Source organism: Christiangramia sediminicola, assembly GCF_031344135.1.
Taxonomy (GTDB): Bacteria; Bacteroidota; Bacteroidia; order Flavobacteriales; family Flavobacteriaceae; genus Christiangramia; species Christiangramia sediminicola.
This window is the reverse complement of record NZ_JAVJIU010000004.1, coordinates 526,081-541,061: the sequence shown is the minus strand read 5'-3', so window position 1 is coordinate 541,061 and position 14,981 is coordinate 526,081. Positions and strand designations below refer to the sequence as shown.

The following is a 14,981-nucleotide window of genomic DNA, read 5'->3' as shown; positions in this document are numbered from 1 at the left end:
ATTAAAAATATTGTAGGAAATGAAAATATTCATGAAAATTCTAGGGATCGCAATTTTAATAGCTATCGGCGTTGGATTCTATTTCAGGTTGACCGATAGAATTTTAACCGGAGACAGGATTATCGGAATATCGGTTCTGGCAAGCGCATTTATACTCATGCCAATCTTTTTGGCAGTGCGATGGAGGGGAAAAAAATTAAAGGATTATACTCTGTCTGAGGAGAATATGAAAAAAATGAGAGATAAAGGAATCGACTAAACTCTCACAAAAAAAATCATAAAAAAAACTGATTTTCAGCCAATTCTAATTTTTTATCTATTATGTTTGTGCTTTATTAATTATTATTTTTTATGCAAGGCACAGTAAAATTTTTTAATGAATCTAAAGGTTATGGATTCATTACTAACGACGACACCAAAAGAGACATTTTCGTACACATCACTGGTTTAAACGGTGAAACTATCCAGGAAGGTGATAGAGTTGAGTACGAAGAAACAGAAGGAAGAAAAGGAGTGAACGCTACAGAAGTACGCGTGATCGAATAATATATTTTTTCTGATTACAGAGTAAAAAAGCCGCTTTTTAGCGGCTTTTCTTATGTTTAGTTCTGAGTTTTAAGACTTTCTCCTACTCCTTTCAACATGGTTCTGGTTAATTTCTCCAGATCGAAATCATGTTCCCAACCCCAGTCTTTACGAGCTTCAGAATCATCAATACTTGAAGGCCACGATTCAGCAATACTTTGCCTGAAATCCGGAGCGTATGAAATTTCAAAATTCTCTATATGCTTTCTGATCTCTCCAGCTAACACTTCAGGAGTAAAGCTCATTGCAGCAAGATTATAAGAGGATCTTACTTTGATCTTTTCCGCAGGTGCCTGCATAATATCTACGGTTGCTTTGATCGCATCATCCATGTACATCATAGGCAGCGCAGCATCTTCCGCCAGGAAACTTATGTAAGAAGAATTCTTTAGTGCTTCGTGAAAGATCTCAATAGCATAGTCTGTGGTTCCACCACCAGGTAATGTCTTATAAGAAATAATTCCAGGATATCTGATGCTTCTCACATCAACACCGAATTTTCGGTGATAATATTCACACCATCTTTCACCGGTCTGCTTGCTAATCCCGTAAACTGTAGTTGGCTCCATTACCGTTGTTTGCGGAGTATCATCTTTAGGAGTTGTTGGTCCAAAAACAGCAATACTTGATGGCCAGAACACCTTTTTAATTATACCTTCCTTAGCAATATTTAAAATATGGAACAGGGAATCCATGTTTAGGTCCCAGGCTTTCATTGGAGCTTTTTCTGCAGTAGCACTAAGCATGGCTGCCATTAGGTAAACTTCTTTTACCTCATAATCTGCGATCACTTTTCTAATGTGAACCTCATCTGTAGCATTAAGGATCTCAAAAGGACCAGATTGCATTAACTCTTCTGCTCCTTCCCTGATATCACTCGCGATCACATGATCGTTTCCATGAATATCCCTTAGTTTCAACGTAAGCTCTGTACCAATTTGTCCGCAGGCACCAATGATTAAAATCCTTCCGGCCATAAATTAAAATTTTTGCAAATATATTTATTTATACAGAGGAATCGATAATCTTAATATTTTCTTGACGTTCTTTATTAAGAATCATTCAATGATTTTTTATTCTGAGTAAATCCAGCAAATATTGAATAACTTTGTAATACTTTGAATATTCCACTATGTATAGATTGATCTATTTTCTTCTGATAATTAGTATAATTTCATGTAAATCTGAACAAGATAGCAAGGATTCTATCGAAGACAAACAGGATACTACCGCTTTTCAGAAAAAACTGAAGATAGAAGAACCTCAATTTACCCTGGAACCTGAAGCACGAAAATATGCTCTTAACTGGGTAGAATATATCACTGCGCAGAATGAAATTAGACAATTGGAAGATGCATCCATTAATGACGTTATGAATAATGCGCCACTTATCGCGCAGATCATGGAATCGCTTAAAAATTCGGTTCCAGATAGTTTGAGATCGGTTGCTGTAGAATCCAGGCTGAATGTTGTAAATACCAAAGCACAGCTTTTAAAGCAATATTCAGGAAAGCAGGAACCAGATGCCGAAGAGATTGCGCAGACTACGCAAGAATTGCATTCAGAATTCACAAATCTAAAACTTCAAATGAACGAGATATTCTTAAAATCTCTGGAAGATTTTGAAAAGGAACTCGATGAGTTTGAAAAATTAGAAAGAGAACAGGATTCAATTTCAGAAGACTTTTAACCAATCACTAAAAGTTGTAACTTTTAAGAAACTTAGACCAATGAAAAAATCTTTAATCTTCACTTTAGTATTCACAGCTTTGCTTTCGTTTAATAACCTGAACGCACAGGTTAAGAATACTGAAGAGAACATCAGCGCTGTCAAGAGACAGATCAATAAGACCATCGGAAAATGGCATAAAGCAGCGGCTGCTGCGAATTTTGATGATTATTTTAATTTAATGACCGAGGATGCCATCTTTATAGGAACCGACGCTACTGAAAACTGGACTTTACCAGAATTCAAGAAGTTCTCTAAACCGTATTTTGATGCCGGCAAAGCCTGGAACTTCTCAACGCTGGAAAGAAATCTATATGTTCATGAAAATATTAGGGTTGCATGGTTTGATGAACTGCTGGATACACAAATGGGAATTTGCAGAGGCTCTGGTGTATTGATGAAAGAGAACGGAAAATGGAAAATTCATCATTACGTGCTTTCAATTGCTGTTCCTAACGAGAACGTAGATGAGCTTACCCTAATGAAGAAAGATTTTGATGAAAAACTTATCAAAAAGCTGAAAAGAAAACAGAAATAAGCGAAATCTGATGTGGGCTTCCCATGTTAGATTTTGAATCGCAATAACTTAACGCCAAAGATCCGCTGAGAAAACCTTTGAATTTTTAGCGGATTTTTTACTTTAGCGAGCATATTTACATTTATCAATTAAAACAATGAAAAAAACAAACAGATTTCTTCTTTTATCCTTAGTTGGAGCAGGTCTTTTTACAGCTTGTAACGATGATGATAAGAAAGTAGAAGAAAAAGATGAGGAGATCCATGGTATTAACCTTGCGTACATGGATACCACAACAACCCCGAATGAGGACTTTTTCCGTTTTGTGAATGGAGCCTGGCTGGACAGCACAGAGATCCCTAACGACCGTACAAGATGGGGAAGTTTTGATGAACTGCGCCAGAGAACAGATGAAGATGCTTTGGCACTTCTAAATAAAACTGCAGAAACCGACAGCCTTGATGGTACCACAGATTCTGGAAAAGCCGTTTATCTTTATAAGAGTATCATGGACACCGTGACCAGAAATGAACAAGGTGTTGAGCCGGTTAAACCGTACCTGGCAAAAATAGACTCCATTCAGTCTAAAGAGGATCTTCAGGATTATCTAGTTGAAATGAGCGAATATGGAAGCGCAGGATTCTTTTCTTTCGGTGTTGGTGCCGATAGCAAGAATTCAGATATGAACGCTGCCTACCTTAGTCCATCAGGTCTTGGACTTCCTGAAAGAGATTATTATTTACTGAACGATTCAGATTCTAAAGATAAAAGAGAAAAGTACAAGACTTTTATCACAGAAATGCTTCAGTATATAGACTATTCAGAAGAGGATGCTTCTAAAGCTTCTGAAACTATCCTTGCTTTTGAAACTAAACTTGCAGAACCTCGCCTGGATAAAGTTGAACGTCGTGATGCCAGAAAAACTTACAATCCAATGACGGTTGCCGAAATTCAGAAAATGACTCCGGCATTCCAGTGGAACGAATATTTTGAAGGTATTGGTGCAAAAGATCTTGATACTGTGATCGTTTCGCAACCAAAATATATGAGGGCTTTACAAAGTCTTATCGCTGAAAATTCTGTTGAAGAATGGAAAACTTACCTAAAGTGGGACCTTTTCAATAACGCTGCTTCTGCTCTAACCACAGATCTTGAAAGAGAATCATGGGAGTTTTACAGCAAAACTCTTAGAGGAGCTAAAGAACAAAGACCAAGAGACGAAAGAGCTTTAGGGTCTATAAATGGAATTCTTGGTGAAGCACTTGGAAAACTTTATGTAGCTGAACATTTCCCTCCAGCGGCAAAAGAGAGTGCAAAAGAAATGGTAGACAACATTCTTAAAGCTTACGAAACCCGAATTAATAACCTTAGCTGGATGAGCGAGGACACCAAGAAAAAAGCGCTTGAGAAACTAAGTACTTTTAATGTGAAAATTGGTTATCCTGACGAATGGAGAGATTATAGCGATCTTGAAATCGTGAGCCCGGCAGATGGAGGTTCTTACTTCCAGAATATGTTGAACGCTCAAAAATGGAGAGTTGCAGAGAATATGGCAGATCTTGGTCAGCCAGTAAATAAAGATGAGTGGTTCATGTCTCCGCAAACCGTGAATGCATATTACAACCCTCGTTATAATGAGATCGTTTTCCCGGCAGCTATTCTTCAGCCACCTTTCTACGATTACAAAGCTGATGCGGCTGTAAATTATGGTGGAATTGGAGCTGTGATCGGTCACGAGATCTCTCATGGTTTTGATGATAGTGGAGCTCGTTTTGATGCAGAAGGAAACCTGAACAACTGGTGGACAGATAAAGATCTTGAGCAGTTTGAAGGACTTGGAAATGATCTGGCTGAACAATACAGTGCTATTGAAGTGATGGACAGTGTATATATCAACGGGAAATTCACCCTTGGAGAAAATATTGGTGATCTTGGTGGTGTTAATGCCGCGTACGACGGACTTCAAATACATTTAAAAGAAAATGGTGATCCTGGTAAAATTGACGGTTATTCTCCGGAACAACGTTTTTTCCTTTCATGGGCAACCGTTTGGAGAACCAAAATGCGTGATGAAGCTTTAAGAAACAGAATCAAAACAGATTCTCATTCTCCAGGAATGTACAGAGCTTATGTGCCGCTTCAGAACATCGATGCGTGGTACGATGCCTTCGCTATTAAAGAAGGAGATAAAATGTATGTAAAACCAGATGAAAGAGTGAGAATCTGGTAATATCATCATATTAATAATATCAAGACCGGTTAATAGCCGGTCTTTTTTTTGCGCTAAAATGATTTTACGAAATTCTATACTACAATACTAACAATGATATTTTTTCTCTTAAATCGGCCAAGCTTTGTAGGATTTTTTTAGTTTTGTGAAAATTTTAAGATTTTCCTGAGCAAAGCATTGCTCTCCAATTCAAAGTTTTAGTTTTAAAATGAAATACTTCACCACTTTAATTCTGGTTTTTACATCGATTTCTATTTTTTCTCAAAAAGTTTACGATTATCCAGAAGCTCCGAAAGACTCTACCACAAATGTTTATTTCGATGAGGTTATTGCCGATCCTTACCAGTGGATGGAAGATCCTAACAATCCAGAATTAGATGAATGGCTGGATGAGCAAGTCAGTATTACAAAAAAATTATCCAGCAGGCAAACCAATTTCTGGAGTCTTCGTAAGCAGGTTGCTGCCATGTTCAGGATACAAAGAGAAAACACAAGGGATTATGTTGAGGTAGAATCTAAAAAGGACAAATTTGATACTAAGCATGAGTGGAATCCTTATACAAGTAGTTCTGATTTCTTTTACAAACTTGAGGAACAGAATAACTGGAAAAAGCTTATAAAGGGAAATGAACTGATTAAAAAGAAAGGCGATCATGTTCTTTACAGGCATTCTAGTATCAATGAAAAAGAGAATTTAATGGCTCTTGCCGTTTCACTAAATGGTAGTGACTGGGCTACGGGATATATTTTTGATCTAACCACAGGTCAGAAATTTCCATATACCATAGAAAATATTAGAACTGGGTCAAATTTTGAATGGAATGGTCGCGATCTTTATTATACCAGTTATAATAAACCAAAAGAAGGAAGAGAATTATTAGATAAGGCGACCGGTCAGAAATTAAATAAGCTTTCCTTAAGTAAAACCGATGTGCAACCGGAGCTTGTTTATAAAAATCCCGATACCACAGGTATTAATGGTTTTAGTTTTGATATTTTGAATGAGAAATTACGTTTATATCATCCTGTAAATTCCCGAGGCAAGTGGTATAGATCCATATCCATCGCTGATCTTACGCAGGAAAATTTCTTCCCAAGAAGATTTATAGTTTACCCGGCAGATGACAAACAGGAATTAAGGATAGTTCACACCAAGAACGATTCGATTTTCTTAAGAACTAATATTGGAGCACCAAACGGGAAAGTGCTTCTGGCCAATATTAATACACCGAATAAGCTTAGCGAATTAATTCCCGAATATGATCTTGATCTTCAATACGTAAACAAATTAGGTAAAGGCAAACTTGCCTGTATTTATAGAAAAGACGGACAGAACTTTGCACTAATTTTTGACATGAAGGGTGAATTAATTCGCAAGATAGATTTTCCAAAGGGTAAGAGACTGAACGATTTTTACGAATTATCTGATGAAGCTGAATACACAAATTTCAGTATCAATTCCTTTTATCATCCTAAAACATGGTATCAGCTAAACCTAAAAACCCTGGAATTTAAACCAGCTGAATCGGTGATAGTACCTTTCGGGGTTGAAAACCTGGAAACAAGATTTGTCACCTATACATCTAAAGATGGCATCGAGGTAGACATGTATATTACTTGTGATAAGAATACTGTTCTGGACGGAACCAATCCAGTACTTATGTACGGTTATGGTGGATATGGAACCACAGTTGAGCCATTTTTTGAAAAAACCACTGGGCTATTATTGGCTCACGGAGGTATTCTAGCAGTTCCTAACGTTAGAGGTGGCGGCGGAAAAGGCGATGACTGGGCACTAGCCGGCAGAAAACTAAACAAGCAAAAGGCCATAGATGATTTTATTGCTGCAGGTGAATATCTTATTGATAATAAATATACCAATCCAGATAAGCTGGTAATTAACGGAGGTTCTCACGGCGCCCTATTGGTAGAATCTTCAGCAATTCAACGTCCGGAGCTTTTTAAAGCGGTAATTGCTGAGGCCGGGCCTTATGACATGCTTAGGTTCAGTAAATTTACCGTGGGTGGTCTTAGTGGTAACCTTAAAGAATTCGGAAATCCCGATAATATTGAAGATTATAAAAATCTTAAGTCCTACTCACCCTTGCACAATATTGAGGACGGAAAACTTTACCCGAACACTTTATTGATCACGGGAGATACAGATGATCGAGTTCCACCATTACATACGTATAAATTCCTGGCAAAACTTCAGGAGGAGGCAGATCCTAAAGGTTTGTACCATATGTATATAACTCCTGGATCGGGCCATGGAGGCGCACTTTCCCAGGAAGATTGGGAAGCTAAAACTTTATACGAATATTACTTTATGTTCGAACAACTTGGAATAAAAATTTAAAGGTTCAGATTAAATTTCATGTAGTTTAATTGATTAATTTTCAGAATATTAATAAGCTGAAAATGAAATTAAATTCCCTGTTTATTTTTTTGGCAGTGTTTTTCTTAAATGCTGAAACTTCAAATTCTGGTATAAGTGTTTGCAGTCAGGAGGATAATTTTGACTGGATAATTGGAGAATGGGTTAGAATTAATGACAAAGAAGGAATTACTACTACTGAAAAATGGGAGAATTCATCTGATAATATGTATTCCGGGATTGGCCTCGCTAGCAAAGATGGCGAAATTGTTTTTAGAGAAGACCTCAGGATTTTAAAGAAAAATGATACCTGGATTTACGAAGTTACTGGAGTAAATTCGGATACAACCAATTTTTTAATTAGTTCGATTACTTCAAACTCTTTTACCGCAATAAACCTTGATAATCCATTTCCTAAAGAAATAAATTATCGTGCAGAAGAAGGCAGACTGATCGCTGAAATTTCAGATGACGAGAATAAAATAGTTTTTGAGTTTAGGAAAGATCAGAAATAAAGAAACGCATTCTGAATATGCTCTATCCGTGTTCCGGCTTTATTCTTTATGATCGCTATAATATCGAAACGAACATCTACCTCTAAACCGGAATCTTCCACATAGAAATTCATGGCTTTAACCAGCTGCTGGATCTGTTTTGGCTTTACAAAATCCTGTGGATTTCCAAATTCCGGTGTGCTCCTTGTTTTTACTTCAGCAGCGATGATTAATCCTCCCCTTTTTGCTATGATGTCTACTTCAGCTTTCTGATAGCGATAGTTCAGCTCAAGGATCTCGTATTCCTTCAATCTTAGATACTCCAAAGCCAGCTCCTCCCCTTTTTTACCAAGTTCGTTATGCTCTGCCATGGTTTATACTTTGATTACATTGCGTAGTTGATCATTATAGAACCTACCTTTAATTCCATTGCTTGAATCTCTTCTGGAGAGGCTTTGATAATCTTATCTCCATAGAATTTATTGTCAGGCTTATTTCCTGCTTTTAAGAATACTCTTAACCCGCTCTTCTCAAGCTTACCACCATTCCAATCTACAGCACCGCTATAATCCCATCCAAAACCGTAAAATGCGATCTCTTTCCCGTTCATTTCATTCAGCTCAGCATAGGTCGTCCCGATATCTACTCCAGTCTCAGAATTCCATTTTCCATTGCTGGAATAACGTAGGTCGTAAATATCTTTTCTGTTTTTATCCTGCCAGGTAATATGAAGTTCATTTTCGGTTCCAGGATACAGGATAGTAAAAGGTCTTTCATCAGTCCCTTCTTCAAAAATATCGGCCCCTTCTTCAATATTAGCATCAGGATAATTTTTATCTATATCTTCAGCGCTCATTCTTCCGAGATTTTCAACGGTATACTTGGCTGAACTTCCAGAAGTTCCTTTTTTTGCACTATTACAAGCTACGATTAAAAGTAAGGTTGCAACTATAAATATTTTACGCATTTTAGTGTCATTTTGGGTAAAAGTAGAAAGTTATTCTTAACAGCTTTTGCCTTTTACAAGAATTTAACGCGTAATCGAACGCCTTTGCTTAACTTTACGGCTCTTAAAAAAGGACTTAGAATAATGAACAAAAATCCTCAGAGATTTACGATTACAGCGGCCTTACCTTATACAAATGGGCCTATTCATATTGGACATTTAGCCGGTGTTTATGTTCCGGCAGATATTTATTCCCGTTTTCTTCGAATGCAGGGGCACGATGTGGCCTTTGTTTGCGGTAGTGATGAGCACGGTGTGCCTATTACCATTAAAGCGAAAAAAGAGGGAGTAACTCCGCAGGATGTAGTTGATAAATACAACGGGATCATTAAAAAATCCTTTGAAGATTTTGGAGTAAGCTTTGATAATTACTCCAGGACTTCTGGAAAAACTCATCACGATACGGCTTCAGCATTTTTCAAGAAAATGTATGACGATGGTAAATTCATTGAAGAATCTACCGAGCAATTATATGATGAAGAAGCAGGACAGTTTCTGGCTGATAGGTTTGTGACCGGTACCTGCCCAAAATGTGGAAACGAAGAAGCTTATGGTGATCAGTGTGAAAATTGTGGTACTTCGCTAAATGCTACAGATCTTATCAATCCAAAATCCGCAATTACTGGTGCTGTTCCAACTTTAAAGGAAACACGCCACTGGTTTCTTCCGCTTGATCAATATGAAGACTGGTTGAAAGAATGGATCCTGAAAGGTCATAAAGCCGACTGGAAATCGAATGTTTACGGTCAGGTGAAATCATGGATAGACGATGGGCTTCGTGCTCGTGCCGTAACCCGTGACCTGGAATGGGGAATTCCTGTTCCTGTTGAAGGAGGCGATGGAAAGGTGCTTTACGTATGGTTTGATGCGCCTATTGGCTACATCTCTTCTACCAAAGAGTGGGCTGAACGTGAAGGTAAAGACTGGGAGCCATACTGGAAAGATGAGAACACGAAATTGGTTCATTTCATCGGAAAAGATAATATCGTTTTTCACTGTATTATTTTCCCGGTAATGTTGAAAGCTCATGGAGAATATATACTTCCGGAAAACGTACCTGCCAACGAATTCCTGAATTTGGAAGGAAAGAAACTTTCTACCTCCAAGAATTGGGCAGTTTGGTTACATGAATACCTTGAAGATTTCCCGGGACAGCAAGATGTTTTAAGATATGTTTTAACGGCGAATGCTCCGGAAACTAAAGACAACGATTTTACCTGGAAAGATTTCCAGGCTAGAAATAACAATGAACTGGTTGCCATCTTCGGAAACTTTATTAACCGTGTGGTGGTTCTAACTAATAAATATTATAACGGAATTGTTCCTGAACCGGGTGAATATTCTGAAGTTGATGAAAAGACGATCGCTGAGTTAAAAGCTTATCCATCTGTGATCGCAAGTTCTATTGAAAGATACAGATTCAGAGAAGCTCAGGGAGAGTTAATGAATCTTGCCAGGCTGGGTAACAAATACCTTGCAGATGAGGAACCATGGAAACTTATAAAAACAGACGAAGAACGCACGAAGACCATCATGTATGTGGCACTTCAGATCGCTTCTGCCCTGGCCATTATCAGCGAACCTTTCCTCCCATTCACCTCAGCAAAATTGAAAAAGATGCTGAATCATGTGGATGAAAATTCAGATAATACACCAGATTGGGAAATTATAGGAACCAAAGAGGCTCTAATTCCGGGTGGTCATAAAATTGGAAAAGCTGAATTATTATTCAGCAAGATTGAAGATGAGCAAATGGAAAAACAACTAGAAAAATTAGAAGCTACTAAAACCGCCAACGCCATGGAAGATCAGCAGGCAGAGCCTCAAAAAGATATTGCAACTTTCGAAGATTTCACAAAAATGGATCTTCGTGTAGGAACTATCATCGAGGCAGAGAAAATGCCGAAAACCAAGAAACTGATGGTTCTCAAAGTAGATACAGGAATTGACAAAAGAACCGTGGTTTCAGGAATCGCAGAACATTTTAAAGCAGAAGAAATCATTGGTAAAAAAGTGACCGTTCTTGTAAATCTTGCACCTAGAAAACTTCGCGGAGTGGAAAGTGAAGGAATGATCTTGATGACTGAAAATGGCGAAGGAAAACTGGTTTTTGTCAACCCTGATGAAGAAGGCGTTAAAAGCGGAACAACTATAAATTAAAATTGAACGCCTCACCTTTGTGAGGCTTTTTTATTTTTATGCTCAAAATCGCTTTTCATCCCATCTATAAACATCCTCTGCCGGAAGGGCATCGTTTTCCTATGGAAAAGTATGATCTGCTACCAAAGCAACTTTTACATGAAGGAACTTGTGAGGAGTCTAATTTCTTCCAACCAGATTTTCCTGAAAAAGATCTAATTCTTGCTGTTCATGAAAAAGATTACTTCAAACGGTTACTAAAATTAGAACTTTCTAAAAAGGAGGTAAGGGTATCTGGTTTTCCACTTTCCCAGGAATTGGTAAACAGGGAACAGATCATTGCTGACGGAACTATAAAAGCCTGCGATTTTGCCATCAAATATGGTGTTTCCATGAATATAGCAGGTGGGACACATCATGCATTTACCGATAGAGCTGAAGCTTTTTGTTTACTAAATGACCAGGCTATAGGAGCGAGATATCTTCAGAATAAAGGAAAAGCAGATAAAATTCTTATTATAGACCTCGACGTTCACCAGGGAAATGGAACAGCCGAGATTTTCAAAAACGATAATTCGGTTTTTACATTCTCCATGCACGGAAAAGGAAATTATCCTTTCAGAAAAGAGAAATCAGATCTGGACATTGAGCTACCCGATGGAACCAAAGACGAAGAGTATCTAAAAAGACTAAAATCGACGCTCCCGGAACTTATTGAGAAAACCAAACCGGATTTTATTTTTTATCTCTGTGGCGTCGATATTCTCGAGACCGATAAGCTCGGACGTCTCTCCTGCTCTATTGATGGTTGCAAAGAACGTGACCGCTTTGTTCTACAAACCTCTCACGATCTTGAAATTCCTGTTGAATGCAGTATGGGTGGAGGATACTCGAAACAGATCAAGCATATTATCGAAGCTCACGCAAATACTTACCGACTTGCCCAAAAGATCTATTTTTAGATAGATCAACTTGTAATATAACAGTTTCAGAGATCGCAGAATTTACTTCAAAATTTCATCTGAAGGTTGCAAATAGCTCTTTTCTAAGATTTTAATTTCTATATTTAAGAGCCCTACTCGACCCTTTTAATCAAAAATTTAAATCAATTATCAATTATGAGAAGACTATTCTTGATCGCCTTCCTATGTATTATAGGATCATCACAGGCACAAAATTTTAAAGCAGACGATATTAATATCGATTATGAAAGGTTTGTTTTGCCAAATGGTTTAACACTTCTGGTTCATGAAGACCACAAAGCTCCTATTGTAGCCGTTAACGTATGGTACCATGTTGGATCAAAAAATGAAAAACCAGGTAAAAGTGGATTTGCACACTTATTCGAACACCTAATGTTCAACGGTAGTGAGAACTTCAAAGACGATTATTTCCAGGCAATTGAAAGAATTGGCGGGACTGATGTGAATGGTACTACAAATTCAGACAGGACAAATTATTTTCAGAACGTTCCGGTAGCGGCACTAGATCAGGTTCTATTTTTAGAATCAGATAGAATGGGGCATTTTAAAGGTGTTATTAGCCAGGAACTTCTGGATGAGCAGCGAGGAGTAGTTCAGAATGAAAAGCGCCAAGGAGAAAACCAACCATACGGCCAGCAATGGAATTATTTAACCAAAGCAATGTATCCCGAAGGACACCCATATTCATGGACGGTGATCGGCGAAATGGAAGATCTTAATGCCGCATCTATCGAAGATGTAAAAGAATGGTTTGAATCTTATTACGGACCAAACAATGCCGTCATCGCGATCGCCGGAGATATTACTCCAGATGAAGCTCATAAAAAGGTATTAAAATATTTCGGAGACATTCCGGCTGGACCAACTATTGAAAGGCAGGAAAGAAATATTCCGGAACATCCAACAGATACTTATCAGGTGTATGAGGACAGAATTTCAGAAAGCAGAGTACTTTATGCCTGGAATTCTCCTGAATTTGGATCTGAAGAAGATCTTTATTTTGACCTAATTGCAGCAATTTTAAGTAGCGGAAAGAATTCCAGACTTTACAAAAATCTGGTTTACGATAATCAGATTGCCAGCTATGCACAGGCTTATCAGGCCTCCTCTGAGATTGCCAGTAGATTTATTGCGCAGGCCAATGTAAAACCCGGTGCTGATATAGAAAAAGTAAAAACCGAAATGATGGCTGAGATCAATAAATTTGTGGAGGAAGGGCCAACTGAAGCTGAACTTAAAAGAGTAAAAGCTGAATATTTCGCCAATTTCATTAAAGGAATGGAACGTATTGGTGGTTTTGGCGGAGTTTCAGATATTCTTGCTTCCAATGAAACCTATCACGGTGATGCAGATTATTACAAACAACAACTTGAATATGTTGAGAATGCAAGCGTTCAGGATTTACAGGCCACAGCAAAAAAATGGCTTACTAAAGGAAAGCATACGCTTATCGCTAAACCTTTTCCGGAATATTCAATTACAGAAACTTCTGTAGACCGTTCTAAAATGCCGAAAGTGGCCGAAGCAAAACCATCTAAATTTCCAGATGTACAGCGTTCAACTTTAAAAAACGGGATGGAGATCGTACTGGCAAAACGTGAGGGCGTTCCAACTATCGTAATGGATGTTATGTTTGATGCCGGTTATAAGACAGATTATCTTTCAAGCCCGGGAACAGCTTCCCTGGCGATGAATCTTCTGGATGAAGGCACTAAAAACCTGAATTCATTACAGATAAGTGAACAATTACAATTGTTAGGAGCTGATTTGTTCACTTATTCTGATATGGATATTTCTACCGTTAGTCTTCGAACTCTAAAACCAAGTCTTGAAGCGAGTATAGATCTTTTCTCTGATGTGCTTTTGAATCCTTCATTTCCGCAAAAAGAATTCGACAGACTAAAGACTGAGCAATTAAATGGAATTAAAAGAGAAAAATCTCAACCCATCACAATGGCTCTTAGGGTAATGAACAAATATCTTTATGGCGAAGATCACCCATATAGCGGTCCTCAAACCGGTTCTGGATACGAGGATACCGTTGAGAATATGAAAAGAGAAGATGTGGTTGAGTTCTATGACACCTGGCTAAAACCAAACAATGCCACCCTTGTGGTAACGGGAGATATTGAAATGGCTGAATTGAAAAGCTATCTTGAAAAATCTCTTGGAAAATGGAAAAAAGGTGATGTGCCTCAAGTAACTTTTACCAAACCAAAAACCGATACTAAAAACACTCTTTACCTGATGGATCGTCCAGAATCTCAGCAATCTGTGATCATCGCTGGGCATCTCACCGGAAAATATGGTGAGCAACCTGAGTATGCCGTAGAACAGATGGTAAATATTCTGGGTGGTGAATTCACTTCCAGGATCAATATGAACTTAAGAGAAGATAAGCACTGGGCTTATGGTGCAGGAGGATTTGTAATGGGAACAAAAGAAGAAAGACCATTTTTAGTTTACGCTCCTGTTCAAACCGACAAATCAGCTGAATCTGTTACTGAACTGAGAAAGGAAATCTCTGAATTCGTAACTACAAGACCGGCTACCGCCGAGGAAGTTGAAAAGGTAAAAACCAATCAGGTGTTAGCTTTGCCAGGACAATGGGAAACTAATGCAGCAGTAAATAATTCATTGAAGAATATTGTAAAATATGATCTTCCAGATGATTATTATAAAACTTACGATGCAAGCATTCGCAATTTGAGTGCTGCAGATATACAAAAAGTGAGTAAGGAAATGGTAGACCCAGATAAGGTAAACTGGTTTATTATTGGAGACAGAGCCAAAATCGCTTCCAAACTGGATGAACTAGGTTTTGATGAGATCATAGAAATTGATGTGAATGGTGACCCGATAAAACCTAAGACTATCAAGAAAGAAAAGATGAAAGAACAAATGGATAACTAAAAATTAAA

13 protein-coding genes are annotated in these 14,981 nt (G+C 38.0%); 10 read left to right on the top strand and 3 right to left on the bottom strand.

The annotated features are described in order from the left end of the window. Window positions 1–19: 19 nt before the first annotated feature. Together RE431_RS12990 and RE431_RS12985 are read left to right on the top strand one after the other, a co-directional pair. Entirely contained in the window at window positions 20–259 is a 240-nt protein-coding gene (locus RE431_RS12990; protein ID WP_309562418.1) for a hypothetical protein, read from the top strand. 92 nt (window positions 260–351) lie between these two features. Continuing rightward, complete coding sequence (locus RE431_RS12985; RefSeq protein ID WP_072553653.1) at window positions 352–546, top strand: cold-shock protein; 195 nt, start codon at window positions 352–354, stop codon at window positions 544–546. Window positions 547–602: 56 nt separating this feature from the next. On the opposite strand, the gene RE431_RS12980 is transcribed toward RE431_RS12985, so the two are convergent. Beyond that, complete coding sequence (locus RE431_RS12980; protein WP_309562417.1) at window positions 603–1,562, bottom strand: NAD-dependent epimerase/dehydratase family protein; 960 nt, start codon at window positions 1,560–1,562, stop codon at window positions 603–605. A gap of 155 nt (window positions 1,563–1,717) precedes the next feature. On the opposite strand from RE431_RS12980, the gene RE431_RS12975 reads away from it, so the two are divergent. From RE431_RS12975 to RE431_RS12955, 5 genes are all read left to right on the top strand, one after another. Beyond that, entirely contained in the window at window positions 1,718–2,275 is a 558-nt protein-coding gene (locus RE431_RS12975; RefSeq protein WP_309562416.1) for a hypothetical protein, read from the top strand. A gap of 40 nt (window positions 2,276–2,315) precedes the next feature. Beyond that, on the top strand, window positions 2,316–2,852 hold the full coding sequence (locus RE431_RS12970) for a nuclear transport factor 2 family protein (protein ID WP_309562415.1): 537 nt from the start codon (window positions 2,316–2,318) through the stop codon (window positions 2,850–2,852). 136 nt (window positions 2,853–2,988) lie between these two features. Then, the gene (locus RE431_RS12965) at window positions 2,989–5,061 is read left to right on the top strand and encodes a M13 family metallopeptidase (RefSeq protein WP_309562414.1); all 2,073 of its coding nucleotides are present in this window, start codon (window positions 2,989–2,991) and stop codon (window positions 5,059–5,061) included. Between the two features lie 208 nt (window positions 5,062–5,269). Beyond that, window positions 5,270–7,420, top strand: a complete 2,151-nt coding sequence (locus RE431_RS12960) for a prolyl oligopeptidase family serine peptidase (RefSeq protein ID WP_309562413.1) — start codon at window positions 5,270–5,272, stop codon at window positions 7,418–7,420. Window positions 7,421–7,509: 89 nt separating this feature from the next. Next, entirely contained in the window at window positions 7,510–7,953 is a 444-nt protein-coding gene (locus tag RE431_RS12955; protein ID WP_309562412.1) for a DUF6265 family protein, read from the top strand. On the opposite strand, the gene RE431_RS12950 is transcribed toward RE431_RS12955, so the two are convergent. Together RE431_RS12950 and RE431_RS12945 are read right to left on the bottom strand one after the other, a co-directional pair. Then, on the bottom strand, window positions 7,944–8,303 hold the full coding sequence (locus RE431_RS12950) for a YraN family protein (protein WP_309562411.1): 360 nt from the start codon (window positions 8,301–8,303) through the stop codon (window positions 7,944–7,946). The two genes, RE431_RS12955 and RE431_RS12950, sit on opposite strands and share 10 nt — an antisense overlap. A gap of 14 nt (window positions 8,304–8,317) precedes the next feature. Beyond that, entirely contained in the window at window positions 8,318–8,899 is a 582-nt protein-coding gene (locus RE431_RS12945; protein ID WP_309562410.1) for a hypothetical protein, read from the bottom strand. 123 nt (window positions 8,900–9,022) lie between these two features. Here RE431_RS12945 and metG point away from each other — a divergent pair, with 123 nt between their 5' ends. The 3 genes from metG (at window position 9,023) to RE431_RS12930 (ending at window position 14,973) form a co-directional block, all read left to right on the top strand. Beyond that, on the top strand, window positions 9,023–11,098 hold the full coding sequence (metG, locus tag RE431_RS12940) for a methionine--tRNA ligase (protein WP_309562409.1): 2,076 nt from the start codon (window positions 9,023–9,025) through the stop codon (window positions 11,096–11,098). Between the two features lie 38 nt (window positions 11,099–11,136). Further along, entirely contained in the window at window positions 11,137–12,039 is a 903-nt protein-coding gene (locus tag RE431_RS12935; protein ID WP_309562408.1) for a histone deacetylase family protein, read from the top strand. 156 nt (window positions 12,040–12,195) lie between these two features. Further along, a complete protein-coding gene (locus RE431_RS12930; protein ID WP_309562407.1) occupies window positions 12,196–14,973 on the top strand; it encodes a M16 family metallopeptidase in 2,778 nt (925 codons plus the stop codon). Window positions 14,974–14,981: the final 8 nt, after the last annotated feature.

Excerpts from the sequence above, each read along its gene's own strand:
- RE431_RS12990 (WP_309562418.1), top strand. The coding sequence starts at position 20 with ATGAAAATATTCATGAAAATTCTAGGGATCGCAATTTTAATAGCTATC.
- RE431_RS12985 (WP_072553653.1), top strand. The coding sequence starts at position 352 with ATGCAAGGCACAGTAAAATTTTTTAATGAATCTAAAGGTTATGGATTC.
- RE431_RS12980 (WP_309562417.1), bottom strand. The coding sequence starts at position 1,562 with ATGGCCGGAAGGATTTTAATCATTGGTGCCTGCGGACAAATTGGTACA.
- RE431_RS12975 (WP_309562416.1), top strand. The coding sequence starts at position 1,718 with ATGTATAGATTGATCTATTTTCTTCTGATAATTAGTATAATTTCATGT.
- RE431_RS12970 (WP_309562415.1), top strand. The coding sequence starts at position 2,316 with ATGAAAAAATCTTTAATCTTCACTTTAGTATTCACAGCTTTGCTTTCG.
- RE431_RS12965 (WP_309562414.1), top strand. The coding sequence starts at position 2,989 with ATGAAAAAAACAAACAGATTTCTTCTTTTATCCTTAGTTGGAGCAGGT.
- RE431_RS12960 (WP_309562413.1), top strand. The coding sequence starts at position 5,270 with ATGAAATACTTCACCACTTTAATTCTGGTTTTTACATCGATTTCTATT.
- RE431_RS12950 (WP_309562411.1), bottom strand. The coding sequence starts at position 8,303 with ATGGCAGAGCATAACGAACTTGGTAAAAAAGGGGAGGAGCTGGCTTTG.
- RE431_RS12945 (WP_309562410.1), bottom strand. The coding sequence starts at position 8,899 with ATGCGTAAAATATTTATAGTTGCAACCTTACTTTTAATCGTAGCTTGT.
- metG (WP_309562409.1), top strand. The coding sequence starts at position 9,023 with ATGAACAAAAATCCTCAGAGATTTACGATTACAGCGGCCTTACCTTAT.
- RE431_RS12935 (WP_309562408.1), top strand. The coding sequence starts at position 11,137 with ATGCTCAAAATCGCTTTTCATCCCATCTATAAACATCCTCTGCCGGAA.
- RE431_RS12930 (WP_309562407.1), top strand. The coding sequence starts at position 12,196 with ATGAGAAGACTATTCTTGATCGCCTTCCTATGTATTATAGGATCATCA.